The organism is Rhodococcoides fascians A25f (assembly GCF_000760935.2).
In the GTDB taxonomy this organism is placed as follows: domain Bacteria; phylum Actinomycetota; class Actinomycetes; order Mycobacteriales; family Mycobacteriaceae; genus Rhodococcoides.
On the sequence record NZ_CP049744.1, the window covers coordinates 2,636,280 to 2,656,225 of the forward strand.

Sequence of the window (19,946 nt, forward strand, 5' to 3'; positions counted from 1 at the left end):
CACGCTGTGAGACGATCGATCAATGCGTGGACTCGACCCGTGGAAGTCGCCCGATCCACTCGGGGAGGCGCTGCACTTTCTGCGAATGACAGGATCCTTCTACTGCAGATCCGAGCTGTCCGGGTCGTGGGGTTTGGAGTTGCCGTCCATGGAAGACGCGCTCTGGTTCCACACCGTCGTCAGCGGGCGATGTCGGTTGTCGGTGCCGGGCGTCCCCACTCGCGACCTGCTTCCCGGTGACTTCGCTCTGGTTCCGCACGGCCGCGGGCACGTGCTCGCCAGCGATGACGACGCAGCAGTGAGTGCGCCTGTTGTCTACGACCTTCCGCACGACTACGTCAGCGATCGATACGCGGTCATCCGAAGCGGCAGTGGGGAAGCGAGCGCGACGCTCATGTGCGGCGCAGTGCGACTGGATCATCCGGCGGCGCAGCAACTCATCGGTGTGTTGCCTGCGCTCGTCGTCATCGATGCGGATTCGGGCCCGCGGCAGTCTCGGATGCACTCGCTCTTGGCCATGGTCGCCGACGAGGCAACCTCGCTGGAGCCTGGGGGAGAAGCGGTCATCACCAGGCTGTCCGACGTGCTGGTGATCCAGGCTCTGCGGTCGTGGATGGCGGACGACGAGCGGGCACGGTCCGGATGGCTCGGCGCACTCGCGGATTCTCAGGTCGGCGCGGCGCTCGCCCTCATTCATCGAAACCCCGACGCGCAGTGGACGGTTGCCGCATTGGCTGCCGAGGTGAAGATGTCTCGTTCGGCGTTCTCTGCCCGATTCACCGAGTTGGTCGGTGAATCGGTGATGCGCTACCTCTCGATGTGGCGGATGCAGATCGCCCACGACAGTCTTCGGTCGGGAGATGTCTCGGTAGCCGAATTGGCCCGGCGCAGTGGCTATCTCTCGGAGGCGGCGTTCGGTAAGGCGTTCAAACGCGCGACGGGGGTGTCACCGGGGAGCGTGCGTCGTCGTCAGGAGGTCTCGCTGACGGCAGGGTGAGCGACGGGGCTGCAGGTCAGCCGAGCAGGTGGCGGAGGTAGCTGTTCGGATCGTCGAGGTATCGACGCCAGTGCTGCACCAATTCCAGTTCGTCCCAGGTACTTCGGCGCAGACCGTGTTCGCCCACTTCCACGATGTCAGCGCCCGGTGTCGAGGCCAGGATCGGAGAGTGCGTGGCACAGACGATCTGTGCCCCCTCGTCGCCCAGTTCGGACATCAGCGCGACGAGCTGCAGGCTTGCGGTGAACGACAGAGCCGACTCGGGCTCGTCCAGGACATAGAAGCCGGGTTCGGACAACATCGCACCGAACATGGCGAGGAAGCCTTCGCCGTGACTCATCTCGGCTGTGTTCTCTTCCCAGAAACCCGGCATACCACCGAGATGTTCGGCCATGTCGAATGCGGTTTCGGCGCGGAGGAAGAAGCCGCGTTTCTGCAGTCGTGGGCCACGAAGCATTCGAGAACCCCGCGGTGTGGTTTCCAACTCGAGCACCTCGCCGAGGGCGCTGGTCACCTCGTCGAGTCGACGCGACTGCTGCGCCGCCCGCCCACCGCGGGCATCGATTCCGAAACCCTCGGCGATCGCCTCGACAAGGGTCGATTTACCGGAACCGTTGTCGCCGACCAGAATTGTGACCGGTGCCAGGAATTCGAGTCCGTCGCGAGCGAGGTCGGCGACTGCAGGCACAGTGAAGGGCCAATTCGATCCGACGTCGTCGGCATCGACGTAGGCGCGCTCTACGAACATGATTCAGGCGGTGACCAGGCGGTCGACGTAACCGGTCTCGTGAGCGGAGTCCGCGCTGCAGGTGTAGTACACCCACTGAGCGGACTGGTCCGCGGAATCTCCGAAACGGTGGTCGACCTTCTGCGCGCACAATTTGCCCGCGCTGGTGTCATGGCATCGAAGACTGCTGGGTATGTACATGACTCCACTGTAGGCGCGATCGTGGGCGGTCTTTACCGGCGTGACGATCGAACGCTGTGCTGTGGTGCCCTCGGTGAGACTCGAACTCACACTGGACGGGTTTTGAATCCGTTTCCTCTGCCAATTGGGATACGAGGGCTGGCGTCTTTCAAGCAACGATTGACGAGTTTAGAAGATGCGCTTTCGGGGGCGCGCACCGGTACCCTTCAGATGCTCGACGGCCCTGATGGGCGATGACTGTCAAAGGAGACCGATACAGATGAACGCTCCTGGTGCGCACGGTACTGGCAAGCCCCCGCTTCGGGTGGTGGTGGCAGAGGACGAATCCCTGATTCGATTGGATCTCGTGGAGATGCTCCGCGAAGAGGGCTACGACGTGGTCGGGGAGGCCGCGGACGGTCAGCAGGCGGTGGACTTGGCCGTCGAACTGCGTCCCGATCTGGTCATCATGGACGTCAAGATGCCGCGTCGAGACGGGATAGATGCGGCGTCGGAGATCGCCGAGAAGCGCATCGCCCCCGTCGTCATTCTCACCGCGTTCAGTCAGCGTGAGCTGGTCGAGAAGGCACGCGACGCCGGAGCGATGGCGTATCTGGTCAAGCCGTTCACCAAAGCAGATCTGATGCCCGCGGTGGAGTTGGCAGCCAGTCGTTTCAGCGAGATCTCTGCACTCGAATCCGAGATAGCCGATCTGCAGGATCGACTGGAAACGCGGAAGTTGATCGAGAAGGCCAAGGGCATTCTGATGGAGTCGCAATCGCTCACAGAACCGCAGGCGTTCAAGTGGATTCAACGCGCAGCGATGGATCGCAGAACGACGATGAAGGCTGTCGCAGAGGTTGTGATCGAGACACTCGGTACTCCTGCGAACAAGCCTGCGGCAGAGGGCTGATCGGCTCGCGAAAGCTACGGCCACGTAAAACTTCGTCTCTCTAGGTCACAGTCAGGTCACGAGCGTCGTTCTAGGCCTTGCGAATCGACTCCGAGCATTAGCGTCTGATCCACACGTGAGCCACATGTAACTCAGGTGCGCTTCAACGACGAGCAATTTCAAGGAGAACCTAGATGGCAATTCGGACCTATGTCCGCACGGCTGCGGTGCTGAGCGTCACCTCGCTCGCACTGTTCGGCTGTTCGTCGAGCGACGACTCCGGCTCGACCGATACCACCAGTGCCAGCGGCGGCACTGCAGCCGCGGAAACGACCGTCTCCACCGACTGCACGCCCGAGCAGGCCACTGCCGGGGCAACCCCCGACACGTCGCCTCTGGTGGTGGGAACCCTTCTCCCCGAGACCGGAACCCTGGCCTTCCTCGGACCGCCCGAGGTTGCCGGCGTTCAGTTGGCCGTCAACGACGTCAACGGTGCCGGTGGCGTCCTCGATCAGCCCGTCACCCTCATCCCCGGTGACTCCGGCGATACGACGACGGACACCGCCAACACCACGGTCGACCGCCTGCTCGCCGGCGGCGCGAACGTCATCGTCGGTGCAGCATCGTCCTCGGTCTCCCTCAAGGTGATCGACAAGATCGCCAGCGCAGGCGTTGTGGAGTTCTCGCCTGCCAACACCTCGGACCAGTTCGTCTGCTACCCGGACAAGGGACAGTACTTCCGTACCGCTCCCACCGACGTGCTGCAGGCACAGGCCCTTTCACAGCTGATCGCCGAGGACGGCGCGCAGCGCGTATCCATCCTCGCGCTCAACGATCCCTACGGCACGGGTCTGGCCAAGAACACCGCGGACAACCTCGAAGAGGCAGGCATCGCGGCAGACCAGATTCAGACGACCATCTACGACCCGAACGCACAGTCGTTCAACGCCGAGGTCGACGGCGTGAAGAACTTCAACCCGGATGCCGTTGCCATCATCGGCTTCGAGGAGTCCGCGAAGATCATCACCCGTATGCACGAGATCGGCATCGGACCGTCCGACGGCACGGCAGTGTTCGGCGTCGACGGCAACATGGGTAATGCGCTCGGTGAGTCTGTGGCAGCAGGTCTGCTGGACACCATGCGCGGAACCACCCCGTTGACCGATGTCGGAACGGCCTTCCAGGACCGCCTCAAGGGAGTCGACCCGGCGCTGGTGGACTTCAACTACGCCGGTGAGTCCTACGACGCAGTGGTCATCTCGGCACTCGCGGCCGAGCAGGCGAAGTCGACGGCAGGCACCGATATAGCTGCCAACATCAACAGCATCACCAAGGACGGCACCAAGTGCACCAGCTACGCTGAGTGCCTTCCGCTCGTCAAGGCCGGAACGGATATCGACTACGACGGAATCACGGGCGCGCTGAACTTCAGTGACGCAGGTGAGCCCGCCACCGGTTCCTACGGCAACCTGGTCTTCGGGCCGGACAACAAGCTGACGACGGACGGATACATCGTCGTCGGTGAGTGATCTGTAACCGACACACAGGCACTGGGCCCGAGTCCTCGATCAGGACTCGGGCCCAGTGTTGTGTGTACCCGTCGACGCGCGTGCAAAGACAAAGCCCCGGCTCGACATCGAGTCGAACCGGGGCTTCGTCGTCGACGAAGAAGATCTACGTCTTCTTCTCCTTGCTTCCGGCCAGTGTGCCGAGATACAGCTCGATCACCTTCGGATCGTTCATCAACGCAGGACCGGTATCGGTGTACGCGTTGCGGCCCTGATCGAGAACGTAGCCGCGGTCGCAGATCTGAAGGCAGCGACGGGCGTTCTGCTCGACCATGATGATCGAGACCCCCGCCGCGTTGATCTTCTTGCAGCGGATGAACACCTCGTCCTGGAACATCGGCGACAGTCCGGCCGACGGTTCGTCGAGCAGCAGTACCGAGGGCTCCATCATCAGTGCGCGTCCCATGGCGACCATCTGTCGTTCGCCACCGGACAGTGCGCCTGCCTTGACCTTCTTGCGCTCTCCGAGCAGGGGGAACAACTCGCTGACGAACTCGAAGCGCTCGCCGAACTTCTTGGGACGCAGATAGATTCCCATTTCGAGGTTCTCCTCGATGGTCAGCGACGGAAACACGTTCTGGGTCTGCGGAACGTATCCGACGCCCTTAGTGACCAGCACGTGCGCCTCGGCAGAGGTGATGTTGTCACCGCGTAGCTTCACGCTGCCCTCGCGCACGGCAACGAGCCCGAAGAGCGTTTTGAGCAATGTCGACTTACCGGCACCGTTGGGCCCGATGATGCCGACGATCTCGCCGTCGTTGAGGAAGAAGTTGCATTCGCTGAGGATGTTGACGCCGGGGATGTAACCGGCGACCAATCCGTCGGCGCGCAACAGTGCGCCTTCGGCCAGGCGAGCGTGCTCCTCGGGTGTGGCGGCGAATTCGGCCGGCGTCAATGTCTGTTCGCTCATCAGTTGTCCTCCTTGGCCCGGTGCGAGCCGCCCTCGGCGACGTCGGGCGTCACTGGGCTGACGAACTCCGGTTCCGAAAGATCGCCTCCCGCTTCGAGTTCTTCCTTCTCGGCCTGTTTGAGTGCCTCCGCCAGTTCGGCGGTTGCCCCGACCGGATTGCCGTCGGCGTCGAACTCGAGAGCCTGATCGTGGTGGCTGCCGAGGTAGGCGTCGACCACAGCGCCGTTGTTGGAGAGTTCCTCCGGCGTGGACTCGGCGATGATGCTGCCCTGAGCCATCACCACCACCCAGTCACTGATGTCGCGGATGACGTCCATGTCGTGTTCGACGAACACCACGGTCATACCGTCGTCGCGCAGCGACTTGATGTGCCCCAGAAGCGATTGCGTCAGAGCCGGATTGACCCCGGCCATCGGCTCGTCGAGCATGACCACCGACGGATCGGTCATCAGCGCACGTGCCATCTCCAGCAGTTTGCGTTGACCGCCCGACAGTGATCCGGCCAGGTCGTCGGCCTTGGCGTCGAGCTTGAAGCGCCCCAGCAGTTCGTAGGCGCGTTCGGTGATCTGACGCTCCTGGGCCTTCCACGTCCACGGCATGAACGTGTTGATCATGCGCTCGCCGCGCTGACCTGTTGCGCCCAACCGAACATTGTCCAGCACAGTCAGTTTCGACAGCGCTTTGGTCAACTGGAACGTGCGCACCACGCCCTTGCGGGCCACCTGGTGCGGGTGCATTCGGCCCAGCTCCTGGCCATCCATCGACCAGGTCCCGGTGTCGGGGCGATCGAATCCGGTGAGCAGGTTGAACAGCGTGGTCTTACCCGCACCGTTCGGACCGATGAGACCGGTGATGCAGCCGCGCTGGATTTCGAGGTGCGCCACGTCGACGGCTTTGAGACCGCCGAAGGTGCGGGACACGCCGTCGACCACCATGGTGGCGTCGGGTTTCGGTGCGCCGGGTTCGTTGGGCACACCGGCGAACAGGGCGGCGCGTTGATCGCTCGACAACGCCTGGGCAGCGCGTGATTCGAGTGTGCTGGCTTTCTTGCTCGGTGCAGCCGTTGCAGCCGCATCCTTGCTCAGGTCAGGCATTGAGTTGAACCTCTCGCTTGTTGCCGAGAATGCCCTGAGGTCTGAACACCATCAACACGGCGATCAGGATTCCCAGGAGCACGAATCGCGTGGCACCGACCTGGGCACCGGTGAGGTTGAGCACCGGGTCGTCGCCGGAGATCAATTGCCGCAGAATCGCATCGGGAATGGACAGCAGGAACCAGAAGAGCATCGCGCCCAGTACCGGGCCGAACACTGTTGCCGCCCCACCGAGAATCAGTGCGCCGAAGGCGAAGAACGTCTGCGCCGTCGAGTAGAAATCGGGGTTGATGGACTGAGTCTGCAGTGCGTTGAACACACCGCCCATACCGCCGATGACGCCGCCGAGAACCAGCGCCTGCATCTTGTAGACGAAGACGTTCTTGCCCAGTGAGCGGGCGGCGTCCTCGTCTTCACGGACGGCCTTGAGTACACGCCCCCACGGGCTGTGGGTCAGCAGGTAGATCACTCCGCACAGGAGCAGCACCAGTGTCCAGCCGACGAGCATGGCCCACAGGTCGTTACCCAGGAAGCGCACGCCGAGGAAGCTGTACGACTTACCGCCCTCGAACGGGCTCATGCTGGTGAACGGGCCGGCGAAGCCGGTGATGCCGTTGGTCGACTTGGTCACCGAATCCGTTGCGGTCGAACGGAACACCAATCGCAGGATCTCCGAGGCTGCGATGGTGACGATCGCGAGATAGTCGGCTCGCAGTCGCAGAGTCGGAATACCGAGAACCAGAGCAAGCAAGCCTGCCGCGGCGAGACCGACCAGAATGCCGAGCCACAGTGGCTGCTCGTAGGTGATCGTGGTGATGCCGACGCCGTAGCCGCCGAGCAGTGCGAAGCCGATCTGCCCGAAGTTGAGCAGCCCGGCGTAGCCGAAGTGCAGGTTCAGGCCGATGGCGAGCAGAGCGTAGAAGATGGCCGACGGTCCGACCAGCTGAGCGAGTGAGATCTGAAGTGCGCCGATGATATCCATGTGGTGGTCACCCGATCCTTTGTCGCGAGCCGAGGATGCCCTGTGGTCGGACGACGAGGATGAGAATCAAGACGAGCAACCCTCCGATGTATTTGAGATCGGGATTGATGACCAACGTCGACCACTGGACGAGCAGACCCACGATGACGCAACCGAGGAATGCGCCGTAGGCCGTTCCCAGTCCGCCGAGCGTGATTCCTGCGAACATCAGCAGCAGGAGCTTGAAGCCCATCTCCCACTGGACGCGTCCGCCGAGTTCGGAAAGTCCGAAGAGCACGCCGCCGAGCGCGGCCAGGCCGCCACCGAGGCACCAGACGAACGTGACGACACGCTCGACATTGATGCCCGAGGACGCGGCGAGATCACGGTTGTCGGCCACCGCTCGCATGGCCTTACCGATCTTGGTGCGCTGCAACATCAGTGCAACGCCGACCAGGACGACGACGCTGATGATGATGCACGCCAGATTGACGTTGGTGATCGACAGCGGGCCCCAGTTGTTCTCGGTCTGGGCCTGGTAGTCGTCGAAGGGCTCGGAGCGATCCGAGAAGAAGATCAGGATGAGGTAGCGCAGTGCGATCGCAAGTCCGATCGTCACCACGAGCTGTGCGATCAGGCCGGTTCGACGCTTGCGCAGTGGTCGCCAGATCAAGGCATTGTTGAGCCATCCGATCGCGACTCCGACGATGATTGCCAGCACCGTGGCCGGAATCAGCTGTATTCCGAGGCTCACGTTGAAGAACCACGCCGCGACGGCTCCGAGGGTGACGAGTTCGCCGTGCGCGAAGTTGGTCAGGCCGGTGGTGCCGAAGATCAGGCTCAGCCCTACCGCAGCCAGAGCGATGACCAGGCCGAAACGGAAACCGTCGACCGTGGTGCGAACGAACTTCTCGTAGAACGGAATGCTGGTGGCAGTTCTGGCTTCACCGAACGAGAAGATGACGGTGTTCGAACGCCCGGCCTGAACGTCACGCTGGACTTCTGCCTGGACGCTCACCCCGTCGGGAAGCGTTTCCTGGACCACCTGGAATGTGTATGTCCCGGGAGACAATTCGAGAGTCCAGCGGCCGCCGGTTTCACTGGTGGTTCGAGCGACTTCGGTGCCGCTCGCGTCGAGCGCCGCGACATCGACGCCGACGAGTCGCTCGCCGGCGTTGTTGAGAGATCCCGCGACGCTGACGGCGTCTGCGGGCGGTGCCTGCTCGGCACTCGTCCCCGGCGCAGCCGGGGGAGTGGGCGTAGGTTCCTGGGCCAACGCCGGCGCACTGAACAGCAGCGCGGCGATCGAACTCAGAACGGCGAGTAGGAGTGTTCGCTGAAGTAGCCGAACGGCAGATCTTGCGCGCAACCTCGGCGGTTGCACCTTTCTGGTCCATCGAACATTTGGAGCCACGCACGTCCTCCGGACGGTTGTCGTTGAGTCACGGGTTGGGGATTTACTGCAATTGTCGGACTCTATCCGTTGAAACGACGCAAAATCGGCGACTGAGATTTCCGGAAAGTATCGGTTGTGTTTCGCGGTGCACGACGCGCGTCGTGAGGGCGAGCGCGTCGCCGAGCGAGCATCCGGGTACGCGTTGTCGGACCCGCTACCTAGACTGGTCAACCGTGAGCCCAGTAACCGAGAAAAGCGCAGCGCCCGCGGCCGAGACCGATGCGAAAGCAGGCGGGGAGCGACCCACTCTGCTCCTCATCGACGGCCACTCCATGGCGTTTCGCGCGTTCTTCGCGCTGCCTGCGGACAACTTCAAGACCACCAGCGGTCAGTCCACCAACGCCGTGTACGGATTCACCTCGATGCTGATCAATCTGCTGCGAGACGAGAAGCCGACGCACATCGCCGCGGCCTTCGACGTCTCGCGGCAGACCTTCCGCGCCGAGCGGTTCCCGGAGTACAAGGCCAACCGGAGCAAGACCCCCGACGAGTTCGCCGGCCAGGTCGACATCACCAAGGATGTGCTCGGGGCCATGGGCATCCCGGTGATGGCAGAGGCCGGATTCGAAGCGGACGACATCATCGCCACCCTGGTGACGCAGGCGGAGGCGCTCGGCTACCGCGTTCTCGTGGTCACCGGCGACCGCGATGCATTGCAGTTGGTGACCGACAACGTGACGGTGTTGTACCCGCGCAAGGGGGTTTCGGACCTGACCCGGTTCACCCCCGAGGAGGTCGCCGGCAAGTACGGGTTGACGCCGTCGCAGTATCCGGATTTTGCTGCTCTGCGCGGAGATCCGAGTGACAACCTGCCCGGCATTCCCGGTGTGGGCGAGAAGACGGCAACCAAGTGGATCATCGAATACGGTTCGCTCACTGCCCTCGTCGACAACGTGGACAAGGTGAAGGGCAAAGTGGGAGACGCGCTGCGCGCCAACCTGTCGAGTGTGGTGCTCAATCGTGAGCTCACCGAAATGGTGCGTGATGTGCCGTTGCCGTACACCCCCGATCAGCTCGAACTTGCCCCGTGGGACCGCGAGAAGATCCACGCGCTGTTCGACGATCTGGAATTCCGCATTCTTCGGGACCGACTGTTCGAGACGCTCGCGTCGGTCGAGCCCGAAGCCGAGGAAGGCTTCGACGTCCGCGGTGGCATCGTCGCCCCGGGTGAGCTGGCCGAGTGGTTGGAAGACCACGCGTCCGACGGCCGCCGCAGCGGCCTGTCCATTCTCGGTCCGCGCAGGCCCTTCGACAGTGACGCGACTTCCCTGGCCATCGCCGCGGCCGACGGGGAAGGCGCGTTCGTGACGACAACAGCCCTCGACGAATCCGACGAGCGCGCGCTCGCGGCCTGGCTCGCCGATCCGGCGCAACCCAAGGCGCTGCACGAGGCCAAGTGGGCGTTGCACGCCGTGCGGGGGCGTGGCTGGACCCTCGGGGGGTTGACCACCGACACCGCCCTGGCCGCGTATCTCGTTCGGCCCGGTCAGCGTTCGTTCAACCTCGACGACCTGTCGTTGCGCTACCTCAAGCGAGAGCTCCGTGTCGAGGATGCGGGTGAAGGCCAGATGTCGTTGCTCGATGCCGAGGACACCGCTGACGCGGCATTCGCCGAGGGCGAGATCCTCAAAGCACGGGCCGTCATCGACCTGGCCGAGGCCCTGGACGCCGAGCTCGCTGCCATCGAATCGACCACCTTGCTCTCCGAGATGGAGCTGCCGTTGCTGACGGTCTTGGCCGATGTCGAAGCAACCGGCATCGCCGTCGACAGCGACCACCTGCGTTCGCTGCAGTCCGGTTTCGCCGCGCAGGTCGACGAGGCCGCGAACTCCGCGTACGGCGTGATCGACAAGCAGATCAACCTCGGGTCACCGAAGCAGTTGCAGGTGGTGCTGTTCGAGGAACTCGACATGCCCAAGACCAAGAAGACCAAGACCGGTTACACCACCGATGCCGATGCGCTGCAGGGGTTGTTCGAGAAGACCGAGCATCCCTTCCTGAAATTCCTGCTCGATCACCGAGACGCGACACGCATGAAGGTGACGGTCGACGGCCTGCTCAAGTCCGTTGCCGACGACGGACGCATTCACACCACCTTCAACCAGACCGTTGCGGCCACCGGCCGGTTGTCGTCCACCGAACCCAACCTGCAGAACATCCCGGTGCGCAACGAGGCAGGACGCCACATCCGGGACGGTTTTGTCGTCGGGGCGGGTTACGACACTCTGCTCACCGCCGACTACAGCCAGATCGAGATGCGCATCATGGCGCACGTGTCCGGCGACGAGGGTCTGATCGAGGCGTTCAACACCGGTGAGGACCTCCACAGTTTCGTCGGTTCCCGCGCGTTCGGGGTGCCGATCGAGGAGGTCACCCCCGAACTGCGTCGTCGGGTGAAGGCGATGTCCTACGGATTGGCCTACGGGCTCAGCGCATTCGGCCTCGCCGCGCAGCTCAAGATCTCCACCGAGGAGGCGAAGCAGCAGATGGAGGCGTACTTCGCGCGGTTCGGCGGTGTCCGCGACTACCTGCGCAACGCCGTCGAGGAAGCGCGCAAGGTGGGGTACACCTCGACCCTGTACGGCAGGCGTCGGTACCTACCGGATCTCAACAGCGACAACCGTCAGCGTCGAGAGGTAGCCGAGCGCGCTGCACTCAATGCTCCGATCCAGGGCACCGCCGCCGACATCATCAAGGTCGCGATGATCGATGTGCACCGCTCACTCGCCGAGTCGACTCTGAAGTCGCGCATGCTGTTGCAGGTACACGACGAACTGGTGCTCGAGGTCGTCGACTCCGAGCGCGAGGAAGTCGAAGCGCTCGTGCGGAACAAGATGTCGTCGGCGATCGAACTGTCGGTGCCGCTCGAAGTGTCGGTCGGTACCGGCCGAAGCTGGGATGCCGCAGCCCACTGAATCGGGCCAGCTCACTGAATCGGGCCGGCTCACTGATCCAACCCATGGCACAGCGAAGGGCCGCTCACCGAACTCGGTGAGCGGCCCTTCGCGTCGTGCTGAGTGCAGAACTACTCCGCTGCGGGAGCCTGCTCGGCGATCTGCTGGCGTACGACGTCCATGTCGAGTGCCTTGATCTGTCCGACGAGGTCTTCCAGCGCCGGTGCGGGCAATGCACCGGGCTGTGCGTAGACGAGGATTCCCTCGCGGAACGCCATGATCGTCGGGATCGACTGGATCTGCGCTGCCGCAGCGAGACCCTGCTCGGCCTCGGTGTCGACCTTGGCGTGCACGACGTCGGGGTGAGCATCCGACGACTTCTCGAATGTCGGGGCGAACTGGCGGCAGGGGCCGCACCAGGATGCCCAGAAATCGACCAACACCACGTCGTTGCTGGTGACGATCTCGTCGAAATTCTGCTGAGTCAAAGTCTGAGTGGCCACGCGGTCCCTTTCGATTGATTGCCTTCTGGTGTGTCTCAACGCAGGTACTCGCCTGAATCTTCCCGGCTGCGTCGGAGCGCGGCCTGTCAGGCGGGCTGGGGTGCGGCGCGGAACGTCCGGCGGTACGAGTTCGGGGTGGTGCATCGCAATCTCACGAAGTGCTGCCTCAGAGCGGCGGCGTTTCCGAAGCCGACCACCTCGGCGATCGAATCCATCGGCAGATCGGAGTTCTCCAACAACTGCTGCGCGGCCAGCACGCGTTGATCGTTGAGCCACCGCGCGGGCGTCGTTCCGGTTTCGGCCGCGAACCTACGCGCAAAGGTGCGTGCCGACATGTTCACTCGTGCTGCCAGTCGCCCGATCGTCAGCTCGGAGTCGAGATTCTCGGTCATCCAGTCCAGCAGCGGTGCCAATGTCTCGGTGTGCGTGGCGGGCAGGGGACTGGTGACGAACTGAGCCTGGCCACCGTCGCGATGCGGCGGGACGACCATTCTGCGGGCGATCCCGTTGGCCACGACACTGCCCTGGTACTTGCGCACGATGTGCAGGCACAGGTCGATTCCGGCGGCCGTGCCTGCGCTGGTGAGGACGTTGCCTGCGTCCACGTAGAGGACGTTCGGATCCACCTGAGCCAGCGGGTATTTCGCGGCCAGCGAGGCCGAATGCCGCCAATGCGTCGTGCACGGCCGATTGTCGAGCAGCCCTGCCTGGCCCAGCACGAACGCACCGTTGCACAGGCTGGCGACCATGGCACCTCGGTCCACCGCCGCACGGAGTTTGGCCAGCAAGGGCTCGATGGACGAGTTGTATCCGATGCCGCACACATAGCTGCCGTCGTCCGCCGCCTCGGTGCCGCCGGCCGGAATGATGATCAGGTCGGCGCTGTCGAGACTGTCGAGATCGTGTGGCACGTCGATGGTGTAGCCGACGCGGGTGCGGATCGGTTGGGGGACACCCGCGATCAGGGAGAAGTCGTAGGTCGGGAGGCCCTCGTCCGAGCGGTCGAACCCGAACACCTCGCATGCGACGCCGAGCTCGAACTGTTCGGTCAACGGCATCAGCGCAACGACCACTCGTTTCAGCATGCGACGAGTATGGCAGAAATTCGAGGATATGTGGCGTTACTGCCACTCGTGGAGACTCTCCGCAGGTAGGACGCTAGGTGCATGACAATTGTATTGGTAGTTGTGCTGTCGTTCCTGGCCATCGATGCTCTCGTGGTCGCAGGCTTTGCTCCCGACACCCACGCGGAGGTGACACAGTTCGGTGACTTCACCTTCTGATGTTGCGGTCAGCCGATTCGCCACTCGCGCTTGGCCTCGCCGTCCCAGCGACGCAGGGCCACGGCAGAGCCCACCAGGTCCTCGATGCTCGTCGACAGCAGCCGTACGGCGGTTCCCGCCTCCTCGGACGTCAATCGCCGGGCCAGTGTCACGTGGGGTGTCCATCGGCCGGGGTCGAGGTGATCGAGCGAATCGTCGCCCACGGCCTCGTGCATGCGGGCGTGCAGATCGAGCAACTCGCTGGTCGGAACGACCAGGCGTGCCAGGGTGATCGCCCGACCGCCGAACACGACGAGGCCGCCGAGGCGCACATCGAACGGATCGAAACGAACGGCTGCGCCGTCGTCCACCGCGACGGGCATCGACGCTGCCACCGCGACGGTGATGTGCGGTCGGTTCGATTCACCTCGGTGCCGATTCTGGCTCGGGAGGCCGGCATCCGACAGCGCCGCCCACTCGCGGCGAACCGCAGCATCGAGGCCGGAGTCGAGTAGAAGTTCTGCGGACTGCACCATGGAGGCCATGATGTCGCAGACGGACGGCCGGAATGCAACGACGCTACGGATCGGGGCGATGACCGGCGACGGAATCGGTCACGAGATCGTGCCTGCCACGATCCGAGTGGTCGACGCGGCGATCGCGGCAGTCGGGGGATCGGCGGTCGAGTGGGTGCACCTCCCGCTCGGTCGCGGTGCCATCGACGAGTACGGCACGCCGATACCCGAGAGCACGTTGCAGGAACTGGGCGAGCTCGAGAGTTGGATTCTGGGGCCACACGACAGTGCCTCGTATCCGGAGCCGTTTCGTTCACAGCTGACCCCAGGCGGACGGATTCGGAAGGATTTCGACCTGTTCGCCAACATCAGGCCTGCCAAAGCCCTTGCCGGCGTGCGAGCGATGTCGCCGAACATGGACTTGGTAGTGGTGCGGGAGAACACCGAGGGGTTCTATGCCGATCGCAACATGTTCGTCGGCAGCGGAGAATTCATGCCGACTCCCGACGTGGCACTCGCGGTCGGGGTGTTCACCCGCAGGGCATGCGAACGCATTGCGCGCGAGGCCTTCCTGCTTGCAGACAGGCGCCGCCGCAAGCTCACCATCGTCCACAAGACCAACGTGCTGTCGATGACGACGGGATTGTTCCGCGATGCGTGCCGCGCCGTGGGCGAGCAGTTCCCGCACGTCGAGGTCACCGAGGAACATGTCGACGCGCTGGCCGCACACCTGGTTCGACGCGGTGAGGACTACGACGTCATCGTGGCCGAGAACATGTTCGGCGACATCCTGTCGGATCTGACGGGAGAGTTGTCCGGCTCGCTCGGTACCGCCCCGTCGATCAATTCCTCGCAATCACAGGCCATGGCGCAGGCGTCACACGGTTCTGCCCCGGACATCGCCGGCAAGAATCGCGCCAACCCGACGGCGCTGTTCCTGTCGGCAGCGATGCTGCTCGAGTGGCTCGCCGACCGGCACGGGCACGACCGGCTCGCCGCAGCTGCCGGCCGGATCCGACACGCGGTCGACGACACCGTCGAATCCGGCGTGGCGACAGCAGACCTCGGTGGGCAGGCGTCTACCAGCGCTTTCACCGAGACCGTCGAGGCGCGGGTGCACCGGCGCTGATCGACGACGGACTCAGCGCGGCTTTCGACTGCTGAAGATCGCGGTGCCGGGAAAGAGCTGCCCACGCAGCGGGCTCCACTGCCCCCATTCCCGGTCCAGCCACTCCGGCCAGTCCGGCTCGACGATGTCTCGCACCTCGAGGCCTGCAGCGACCAGTTCGCGTACTCGGTCACCGATCGTGCGGTGATGCTCCACGTAGTTCGGGACTCCATCGGCGTCGTATTCGACGTACGGGGTTCGATCGAAGTACGGAATCGTCGCGGTCAGCCCACCGACCCCTGGATCGTCGGGGAACACCCAGCGCATCGGGTGATTGACGGCGAACACCCAGATGCCGCCCGGCCGGAGCACTCGCGCGACCTCCTTCATGACGTTGGCGGAGTCCGCGACGAACGGAACTGCGCCGAAGGCCGAGCAGACGATGTCGAATCGTTCGTCGCCGAACGGCAACGACTCGGCACTGGCCTGGACCAGCGGAACCGTCGAACCACCCGCGGCCATGGCGTCGACGCCTCGTTGCAACATGCCCATCGAGATGTCGAGACCGATCGCGCGAGCACCCTGAGCGCCGAGCCAGCGGGCGCACGGTGCGCTGCCGCAGCCCACTTCGAGGACGTCCTTGTCTGCGACGTCGCCCAACAGGTGCACATCGCCCTCGTGCAGTCCCTCGGGGCACCAGACGAACTCGCCGGTGTCGGTCGACACACCGAGAAACGCGCCGTGCGTACGGTGGTAGTTGTCGGCGTCGGAGTCCCACCAAAGTCTGCTGGCGCGGTCGCTCGCGGCCGAATCGACACGGCTGCGGCCGGGAGTGGACGATGGCTCAGGAAGATCGCTCACACGCCGACTCTAACCGGGTTTGTGCTGGTACTGCGGCATCGCGTACCCTGATCAGCGCGAGTGTGTTCATGCTGCGCTCAGGTCGGGTCCGCCCGTCCTCGGTGTTCGCGGAGTCGGCAGGAATATCGCCGTCGACACTCGTGCTGCACATGTTCTACAAGTCCGACCGAACATCCATCAACCGATACCCAACCCGTCCGGAGCAACTCAACACATGCCCTCAACCACAACCTCACCGCAGGTGGCCGTAAACGATATCGGCTCCGCAGAGGATTTTCTCGCAGCCATCGACGCGACGATCAAGTACTTCAACGATGGTGACATCGTCGAAGGCACCATCGTCAAGGTCGATCGCGACGAGGTTCTACTCGACATCGGTTACAAGACCGAAGGCGTCATCCCTTCTCGCGAGCTCTCCATCAAGCACGACGTCGACCCCAACGAGGTCGTCTCCGTGGGAGATGAGATCGAAGCACTCGTCCTCACCAAGGAGGACAAGGAAGGCCGCCTGATCCTGTCCAAGAAGCGAGCTCAGTACGAGCGCGCTTGGGGCACGATCGAGGAGCTCAAGGAGAAGGACGAGGCCGTCAAGGGCACCGTCATCGAGGTCGTCAAGGGTGGACTCATCCTGGACATCGGTCTCCGCGGCTTCCTGCCTGCCTCGCTCGTCGAGATGCGTCGCGTCCGCGACCTCCAGCCGTACGTCGGCAAGGAGATCGAGGCCAAGATCATCGAGCTCGACAAGAACCGCAACAACGTGGTCTTGTCGCGCCGCGCATGGCTCGAGCAGACCCAGTCCGAGGTCCGCAGCGAGTTCCTGCACCAGCTCCAGAAGGGCCAGGTCCGCAAGGGCGTCGTGTCCTCCATCGTCAACTTCGGTGCCTTCGTGGACCTGGGTGGCGTCGACGGCCTGGTGCACGTCTCCGAGCTGTCCTGGAAGCACATCGATCACCCGTCCGAGGTTGTCGAGGTCGGCACCGAGGTCACCGTCGAGGTTCTCGACGTCGACCTGGACCGCGAGCGTGTGTCGCTGTCGCTCAAGGCAACTCAGGAAGATCCGTGGCGCCAGTTCGCTCGCACGCACGCGATCGGCCAGATCGTGCCCGGAAAGGTCACCAAGCTGGTTCCCTTCGGTGCGTTCGTTCGCGTCGAAGAGGGCATCGAGGGCCTCGTGCACATCTCCGAGCTGGCCGAGCGCCACGTGGAGGTTCCGGACCAGGTCGTGGGTGTCGGCGACGACGCGCTCGTCAAGGTCATCGACATCGATCTCGAGCGTCGCCGGATTTCGTTGAGCCTCAAGCAGGCCAACGAGGACTACGCAGAAGAGTTCGATCCGTCCAAGTACGGCATGGCCGACTCGTACGACGAGGGTGGCAACTACATCTTCCCCGAGGGCTTCGACTCCGAGACCAACGAATGGCTCGAAGGTTACGAGAAGCAGCGTGAAGAGTGGGAAGGTCGCTACGCCGAGGCCGAGCGTCGCCACAAGATGCACACTGCTCAGATGGAGAAGACGGCCAAGGACGAAGCTGCCGAAGCCGCCAACACCAACTACTCCTCCGAGTCGGGTCAGGCCCCCGCCGATGCAGAAGGCGATGCTCCCGCAGCGTCGGCTCCGGCCTCGACCGGTGGATCGCTGGCCAGCGATGCGCAGCTCGCTGCACTTCGCGAGAAGCTGTCCGGCAACGCCTGATAGAAGTTGTCCACCCGTGAGGGTGTGACCGCAGCCCCGGTTCTCTTCGTGAGAGCCGGGGCTTTCTCGTTCGAAAGCAGTCGGGCGGACACGTTCGGCTCGCGAGACGACAATGGACCCGGTTCCGATGAACCGGGCCCATGTGTGAGGGGGAAGTGCGAACTACGCGGCAGTGGCTGGACTCCACTGACCGACGCTCTCCGTGCGCTTGCGCATGCTGGCGAAGCTGTGGCGGGCGGGGGTCAGGAGATTGGTGAACCAGTTACGCCGGTGGTCGGCCAACGCCGAGGCAACTTCCGGAATGAGAACGCAATGTACGCCTGCATCCATGCCAAGGCGGTGCCGACCCGGTTGGATCTGATTGCTTCGCATGGGTGTCCTTTTCAATAGCTGTGGGTCGGCACATCGAGGTCGCGCTCGTCGAAGATAACCGACAGACCTCCGAAACCGGTGCATTTGTGGCTGGTGTGCTTCGGCGTGTTCGAGTGTCAGACTGGGTGCATGCTGAGACTTGGACTGACCGGTGGAATAGGTGCCGGAAAATCGACCGTTGCCAAGGTGCTGACCGAGCTGGGTGGAGTTCTCGTCGACTCCGATGTGCTCGCCCGTGAAGTCGTGGAACCGGGAACGCTTGGCCTGCAACAACTGACGGAAACGTTCGGGGCCGACATTCTCGCACCGGACGGTTCGTTGGACCGTCCGGCGTTGGCGGCCGTGGCATTCGGGAACGAGGAATCCCGCAAGAAGCTCAACGGCATCGTCCACCCGTTGGTCGGTCAGCGTACTGCCGAGATCATCGACGGTGCGGCCTCGGATGCCATTGTGGTGCAAGATATTCCGCTCCTCGTCGAAGGTTCTATGGGTCCGTTCTTCCACCTGGTCGTGGTCGTCTGGGTCGACGCCGAAGAGCGCGTACGTCGACTCACCGGGCAACGAAACATGCCCGAGGCCGACGCCCGCGCACGCATCGCCGCGCAGGCAACCGATGACGCACGCCGAGCCGCAGCAGACGTCTGGATCGACAACACCGGTGCGCCGGGCAGCGTCGACGAGCAGGTTCGACTCCTGTGGAACGAGCGCCTGATTCCCTTCGAGCGCAACATCAGAGAGGGCATCGTCGCCCGCACGCATCCGGAACAGGTGACGGCAGACCCGGCATGGGAGTCGCAGGCCCGCCGGATCATCGGCCGCCTCGCTCTCGCCTGTGCGGACGAGGCCGTCCGGATCGACCACGTGGGATCCACCGCAGTGCCCGGCCTGGATGCCAAGGACGTCATCGACATTCAGATCACGGTGCGTTCTCTCGACGACGCGGACGCGGTCGGTGATCGGTTACGTCTTGCCGGGTTCCCCGGAGTCGAGACCAGTAACTTCGACGACCCCAAGCCTGCATACGGAATGGGCGGTGAGGCCGATCCTGCGGTGTGGGGCAAGCGCTTTCACGGCAACGCGGACCCCGGGCGTCCGGCCAACGTGCACATTCGGGTCGACGGTTGGCCGAACCAGACGTTCGCTCTGCTGTTCCGTGACTGGCTGCGCGAGGACTCGTCTGTTGCGACCGAGTACTCGGGGATCAAGCGCCGCGCCTCGGAGGCGGCCGCAGGGATCGAGGATTACCGTGCGGCGATCGACGCGTACGAGAACGCCAAGGCACCGTGGTTCGACGTGGCCTACCGTCGGGCGTGGCAGTGGGCAGAGGAGACGAACTGGACAGCCTGACGCAGAGCTGCGCGCATCAGGCCGGCTTGCCGTTCCACTCGGTCGGCATTCCGACGGATGCGAGCCACGCGTTCAGGTCGTAATCGTGCCGCGTCAGTCCTTCGATGGCCGCGATCGACCTGGACAGCGCGCGCTCGGCCGTCGGGGTGTCCAGGTGCTGCGCCACTCTCGCGTCGAACAACTCGTCGACGTCCAGTAGGTCGTAATCACGGCCGGTGCGGACGCTGAGGTCGAGATAGTGGTCGACGGATGTCCACTCGGTGGTGCCGGCCGTGTACTCGCCGATGTCGACGTAGTAGTCCTGGTCGCGTGCGTGCGCGGGTAGGTAATGGAACACCGAGGCGCGGAGCCCGAGAGCAGGCAGTAGCCAGGACTCGAGGTAGTCGAAGTGGGCGTGGTCCGAGGGTCGGGCCATGTAGAGCCCCCACGGCTCGACGCGATATTCGTCGACCACGCGTACGAAACCTTTGGGGTCCACGTTCGTTTTGGCGACGAGGTCGAACGTCTCGTGCTTGGGAGCATGTACGACGGTGTGCGCACCGGCTGACGTGTGAGCGACCATGCCTGTAGAAGCTACCGGGAACAGACCTTCGGGGTCTGTCCGAC

The 19,946-nt window shown here is 63.8% G+C and carries 19 protein-coding genes and 1 tRNA gene; 7 read left to right on the forward strand and 13 right to left on the reverse strand.

Going from position 1 to position 19,946, the window contains the following annotated elements; translation table 11 throughout:
• Positions 1–22: 22 nt before the first annotated feature.
• Positions 23–997 (forward strand): AraC family transcriptional regulator, encoded by a 975-nt coding sequence (locus BH93_RS12580; protein WP_032404004.1) that lies wholly within the window; start codon positions 23–25, stop codon positions 995–997.
• Positions 998–1,013: 16 nt separating this feature from the next.
• On the opposite strand, the gene BH93_RS12585 is transcribed toward BH93_RS12580, so the two are convergent.
• The 3 genes from BH93_RS12585 to BH93_RS12595 form a co-directional block, all read right to left on the reverse strand.
• Complete coding sequence (locus BH93_RS12585) at positions 1,014–1,745, reverse strand: AAA family ATPase (RefSeq protein ID WP_037177584.1); 732 nt, start codon at positions 1,743–1,745, stop codon at positions 1,014–1,016.
• A 3-nt stretch (positions 1,746–1,748) separates the two neighbouring features.
• On the reverse strand, positions 1,749–1,925 hold the full coding sequence (locus tag BH93_RS12590; protein WP_165430221.1) for a hypothetical protein: 177 nt from the start codon (positions 1,923–1,925) through the stop codon (positions 1,749–1,751).
• Positions 1,926–1,987: 62 nt separating this feature from the next.
• A tRNA-Leu gene (locus BH93_RS12595) sits at positions 1,988–2,064 on the reverse strand.
• A 120-nt stretch (positions 2,065–2,184) separates the two neighbouring features.
• Between BH93_RS12595 and BH93_RS12600 the strand changes: the two genes are divergently transcribed.
• Complete coding sequence (locus BH93_RS12600) at positions 2,185–2,817, forward strand: ANTAR domain-containing response regulator (protein WP_032378977.1); 633 nt, start codon at positions 2,185–2,187, stop codon at positions 2,815–2,817.
• A gap of 173 nt (positions 2,818–2,990) precedes the next feature.
• Positions 2,991–4,325 carry an ABC transporter substrate-binding protein gene (locus tag BH93_RS12605; protein ID WP_032378976.1) on the forward strand — a complete coding sequence of 445 codons (1,335 nt, stop codon included), beginning with the start codon at positions 2,991–2,993 and terminating at the stop codon, positions 4,323–4,325.
• A 145-nt stretch (positions 4,326–4,470) separates the two neighbouring features.
• Here the strand turns inward: BH93_RS12605 and BH93_RS12610 are convergent, their stop codons facing one another.
• Genes BH93_RS12610 through BH93_RS12625 form a run of 4 tightly spaced genes read right to left on the reverse strand, consistent with a single transcriptional unit; the run spans position 4,471 to position 8,698 of the window.
• Entirely contained in the window at positions 4,471–5,274 is an 804-nt protein-coding gene (locus tag BH93_RS12610) for an ABC transporter ATP-binding protein (protein ID WP_032378975.1), read from the reverse strand.
• The gene (locus BH93_RS12615; RefSeq protein WP_242459193.1) at positions 5,274–6,368 is read right to left on the reverse strand and encodes an ABC transporter ATP-binding protein; all 1,095 of its coding nucleotides are present in this window, start codon (positions 6,366–6,368) and stop codon (positions 5,274–5,276) included. The genes BH93_RS12610 and BH93_RS12615 overlap by 1 nt, the downstream gene beginning before the upstream one ends.
• Positions 6,361–7,350 carry a branched-chain amino acid ABC transporter permease gene (locus tag BH93_RS12620; RefSeq protein ID WP_032404006.1) on the reverse strand — a complete coding sequence of 330 codons (990 nt, stop codon included), beginning with the start codon at positions 7,348–7,350 and terminating at the stop codon, positions 6,361–6,363. The genes BH93_RS12615 and BH93_RS12620 overlap by 8 nt, the downstream gene beginning before the upstream one ends.
• Before the next feature lie 7 nt (positions 7,351–7,357).
• Positions 7,358–8,698 carry a branched-chain amino acid ABC transporter permease gene (locus tag BH93_RS12625; protein WP_052065943.1) on the reverse strand — a complete coding sequence of 447 codons (1,341 nt, stop codon included), beginning with the start codon at positions 8,696–8,698 and terminating at the stop codon, positions 7,358–7,360.
• Positions 8,699–8,958: 260 nt separating this feature from the next.
• Between BH93_RS12625 and polA the strand changes: the two genes are divergently transcribed.
• The gene (polA, locus tag BH93_RS12630) at positions 8,959–11,700 is read left to right on the forward strand and encodes a DNA polymerase I (protein ID WP_037177587.1); all 2,742 of its coding nucleotides are present in this window, start codon (positions 8,959–8,961) and stop codon (positions 11,698–11,700) included.
• Between the two features lie 110 nt (positions 11,701–11,810).
• Here the strand turns inward: polA and trxA are convergent, their stop codons facing one another.
• The 3 genes from trxA to BH93_RS12645 form a co-directional block, all read right to left on the reverse strand.
• Positions 11,811–12,182, reverse strand: a complete 372-nt coding sequence (gene trxA / locus BH93_RS12635) for a thioredoxin (RefSeq protein ID WP_032394311.1) — start codon at positions 12,180–12,182, stop codon at positions 11,811–11,813.
• 86 nt (positions 12,183–12,268) lie between these two features.
• Positions 12,269–13,267, reverse strand: coding sequence for a helix-turn-helix domain-containing protein (locus tag BH93_RS12640; protein ID WP_032378971.1), 999 nt, complete (start codon positions 13,265–13,267; stop codon positions 12,269–12,271).
• Between the two features lie 206 nt (positions 13,268–13,473).
• Positions 13,474–13,980: a 2'-5' RNA ligase family protein gene (locus BH93_RS12645; protein ID WP_037177998.1), complete on the reverse strand. Its 507-nt coding sequence runs from the start codon at positions 13,978–13,980 to the stop codon at positions 13,474–13,476.
• A gap of 10 nt (positions 13,981–13,990) precedes the next feature.
• Between BH93_RS12645 and BH93_RS12650 the strand changes: the two genes are divergently transcribed.
• A complete protein-coding gene (locus BH93_RS12650; RefSeq protein ID WP_037178001.1) occupies positions 13,991–15,088 on the forward strand; it encodes an isocitrate/isopropylmalate dehydrogenase family protein in 1,098 nt (365 codons plus the stop codon).
• A gap of 12 nt (positions 15,089–15,100) precedes the next feature.
• Here the strand turns inward: BH93_RS12650 and BH93_RS12655 are convergent, their stop codons facing one another.
• Entirely contained in the window at positions 15,101–15,928 is an 828-nt protein-coding gene (locus tag BH93_RS12655; protein WP_037177589.1) for a class I SAM-dependent methyltransferase, read from the reverse strand.
• Positions 15,929–16,142: 214 nt separating this feature from the next.
• Here BH93_RS12655 and rpsA point away from each other — a divergent pair, with 214 nt between their 5' ends.
• Positions 16,143–17,621: a 30S ribosomal protein S1 gene (rpsA, locus tag BH93_RS12660; protein ID WP_027497255.1), complete on the forward strand. Its 1,479-nt coding sequence runs from the start codon at positions 16,143–16,145 to the stop codon at positions 17,619–17,621.
• A gap of 162 nt (positions 17,622–17,783) precedes the next feature.
• Here the strand turns inward: rpsA and BH93_RS12665 are convergent, their stop codons facing one another.
• A complete protein-coding gene (locus BH93_RS12665; RefSeq protein ID WP_032378969.1) occupies positions 17,784–17,993 on the reverse strand; it encodes a hypothetical protein in 210 nt (69 codons plus the stop codon).
• A gap of 129 nt (positions 17,994–18,122) precedes the next feature.
• Between BH93_RS12665 and coaE the strand changes: the two genes are divergently transcribed.
• On the forward strand, positions 18,123–19,340 hold the full coding sequence (gene coaE / locus BH93_RS12670) for a dephospho-CoA kinase (protein WP_037178003.1): 1,218 nt from the start codon (positions 18,123–18,125) through the stop codon (positions 19,338–19,340).
• 16 nt (positions 19,341–19,356) lie between these two features.
• On the opposite strand, the gene BH93_RS12675 is transcribed toward coaE, so the two are convergent.
• On the reverse strand, positions 19,357–19,902 hold the full coding sequence (locus BH93_RS12675; RefSeq protein WP_037177592.1) for a DUF402 domain-containing protein: 546 nt from the start codon (positions 19,900–19,902) through the stop codon (positions 19,357–19,359).
• Between the last annotated feature and the right edge of the window lie 44 nt (positions 19,903–19,946).

What these genes read in the sequence shown, in the direction of transcription:
- coaE (WP_037178003.1), top strand. Translation starts at nt 18,123, where the DNA reads ATGCTGAGACTTGGACTGACCGGTGGAATAGGTGCCGGAAAATCGACC.
- BH93_RS12640 (WP_032378971.1), bottom strand. Translation starts at nt 13,267, where the DNA reads ATGCTGAAACGAGTGGTCGTTGCGCTGATGCCGTTGACCGAACAGTTC.
- BH93_RS12615 (WP_242459193.1), bottom strand. Translation starts at nt 6,368, where the DNA reads ATGCCTGACCTGAGCAAGGATGCGGCTGCAACGGCTGCACCGAGCAAG.
- BH93_RS12600 (WP_032378977.1), top strand. Translation starts at nt 2,185, where the DNA reads ATGAACGCTCCTGGTGCGCACGGTACTGGCAAGCCCCCGCTTCGGGTG.
- BH93_RS12675 (WP_037177592.1), bottom strand. Translation starts at nt 19,902, where the DNA reads ATGGTCGCTCACACGTCAGCCGGTGCGCACACCGTCGTACATGCTCCC.
- BH93_RS12580 (WP_032404004.1), top strand. Translation starts at nt 23, where the DNA reads ATGCGTGGACTCGACCCGTGGAAGTCGCCCGATCCACTCGGGGAGGCG.
- BH93_RS12620 (WP_032404006.1), bottom strand. Translation starts at nt 7,350, where the DNA reads ATGGATATCATCGGCGCACTTCAGATCTCACTCGCTCAGCTGGTCGGA.
- BH93_RS12650 (WP_037178001.1), top strand. Translation starts at nt 13,991, where the DNA reads ATGTCGCAGACGGACGGCCGGAATGCAACGACGCTACGGATCGGGGCG.
- BH93_RS12585 (WP_037177584.1), bottom strand. Translation starts at nt 1,745, where the DNA reads ATGTTCGTAGAGCGCGCCTACGTCGATGCCGACGACGTCGGATCGAAT.
- rpsA (WP_027497255.1), top strand. Translation starts at nt 16,143, where the DNA reads ATGCCCTCAACCACAACCTCACCGCAGGTGGCCGTAAACGATATCGGC.
- BH93_RS12605 (WP_032378976.1), top strand. Translation starts at nt 2,991, where the DNA reads ATGGCAATTCGGACCTATGTCCGCACGGCTGCGGTGCTGAGCGTCACC.
- BH93_RS12590 (WP_165430221.1), bottom strand. Translation starts at nt 1,925, where the DNA reads ATGTACATACCCAGCAGTCTTCGATGCCATGACACCAGCGCGGGCAAA.
- BH93_RS12645 (WP_037177998.1), bottom strand. Translation starts at nt 13,980, where the DNA reads ATGGTGCAGTCCGCAGAACTTCTACTCGACTCCGGCCTCGATGCTGCG.
- BH93_RS12610 (WP_032378975.1), bottom strand. Translation starts at nt 5,274, where the DNA reads ATGAGCGAACAGACATTGACGCCGGCCGAATTCGCCGCCACACCCGAG.
- BH93_RS12665 (WP_032378969.1), bottom strand. Translation starts at nt 17,993, where the DNA reads ATGCGAAGCAATCAGATCCAACCGGGTCGGCACCGCCTTGGCATGGAT.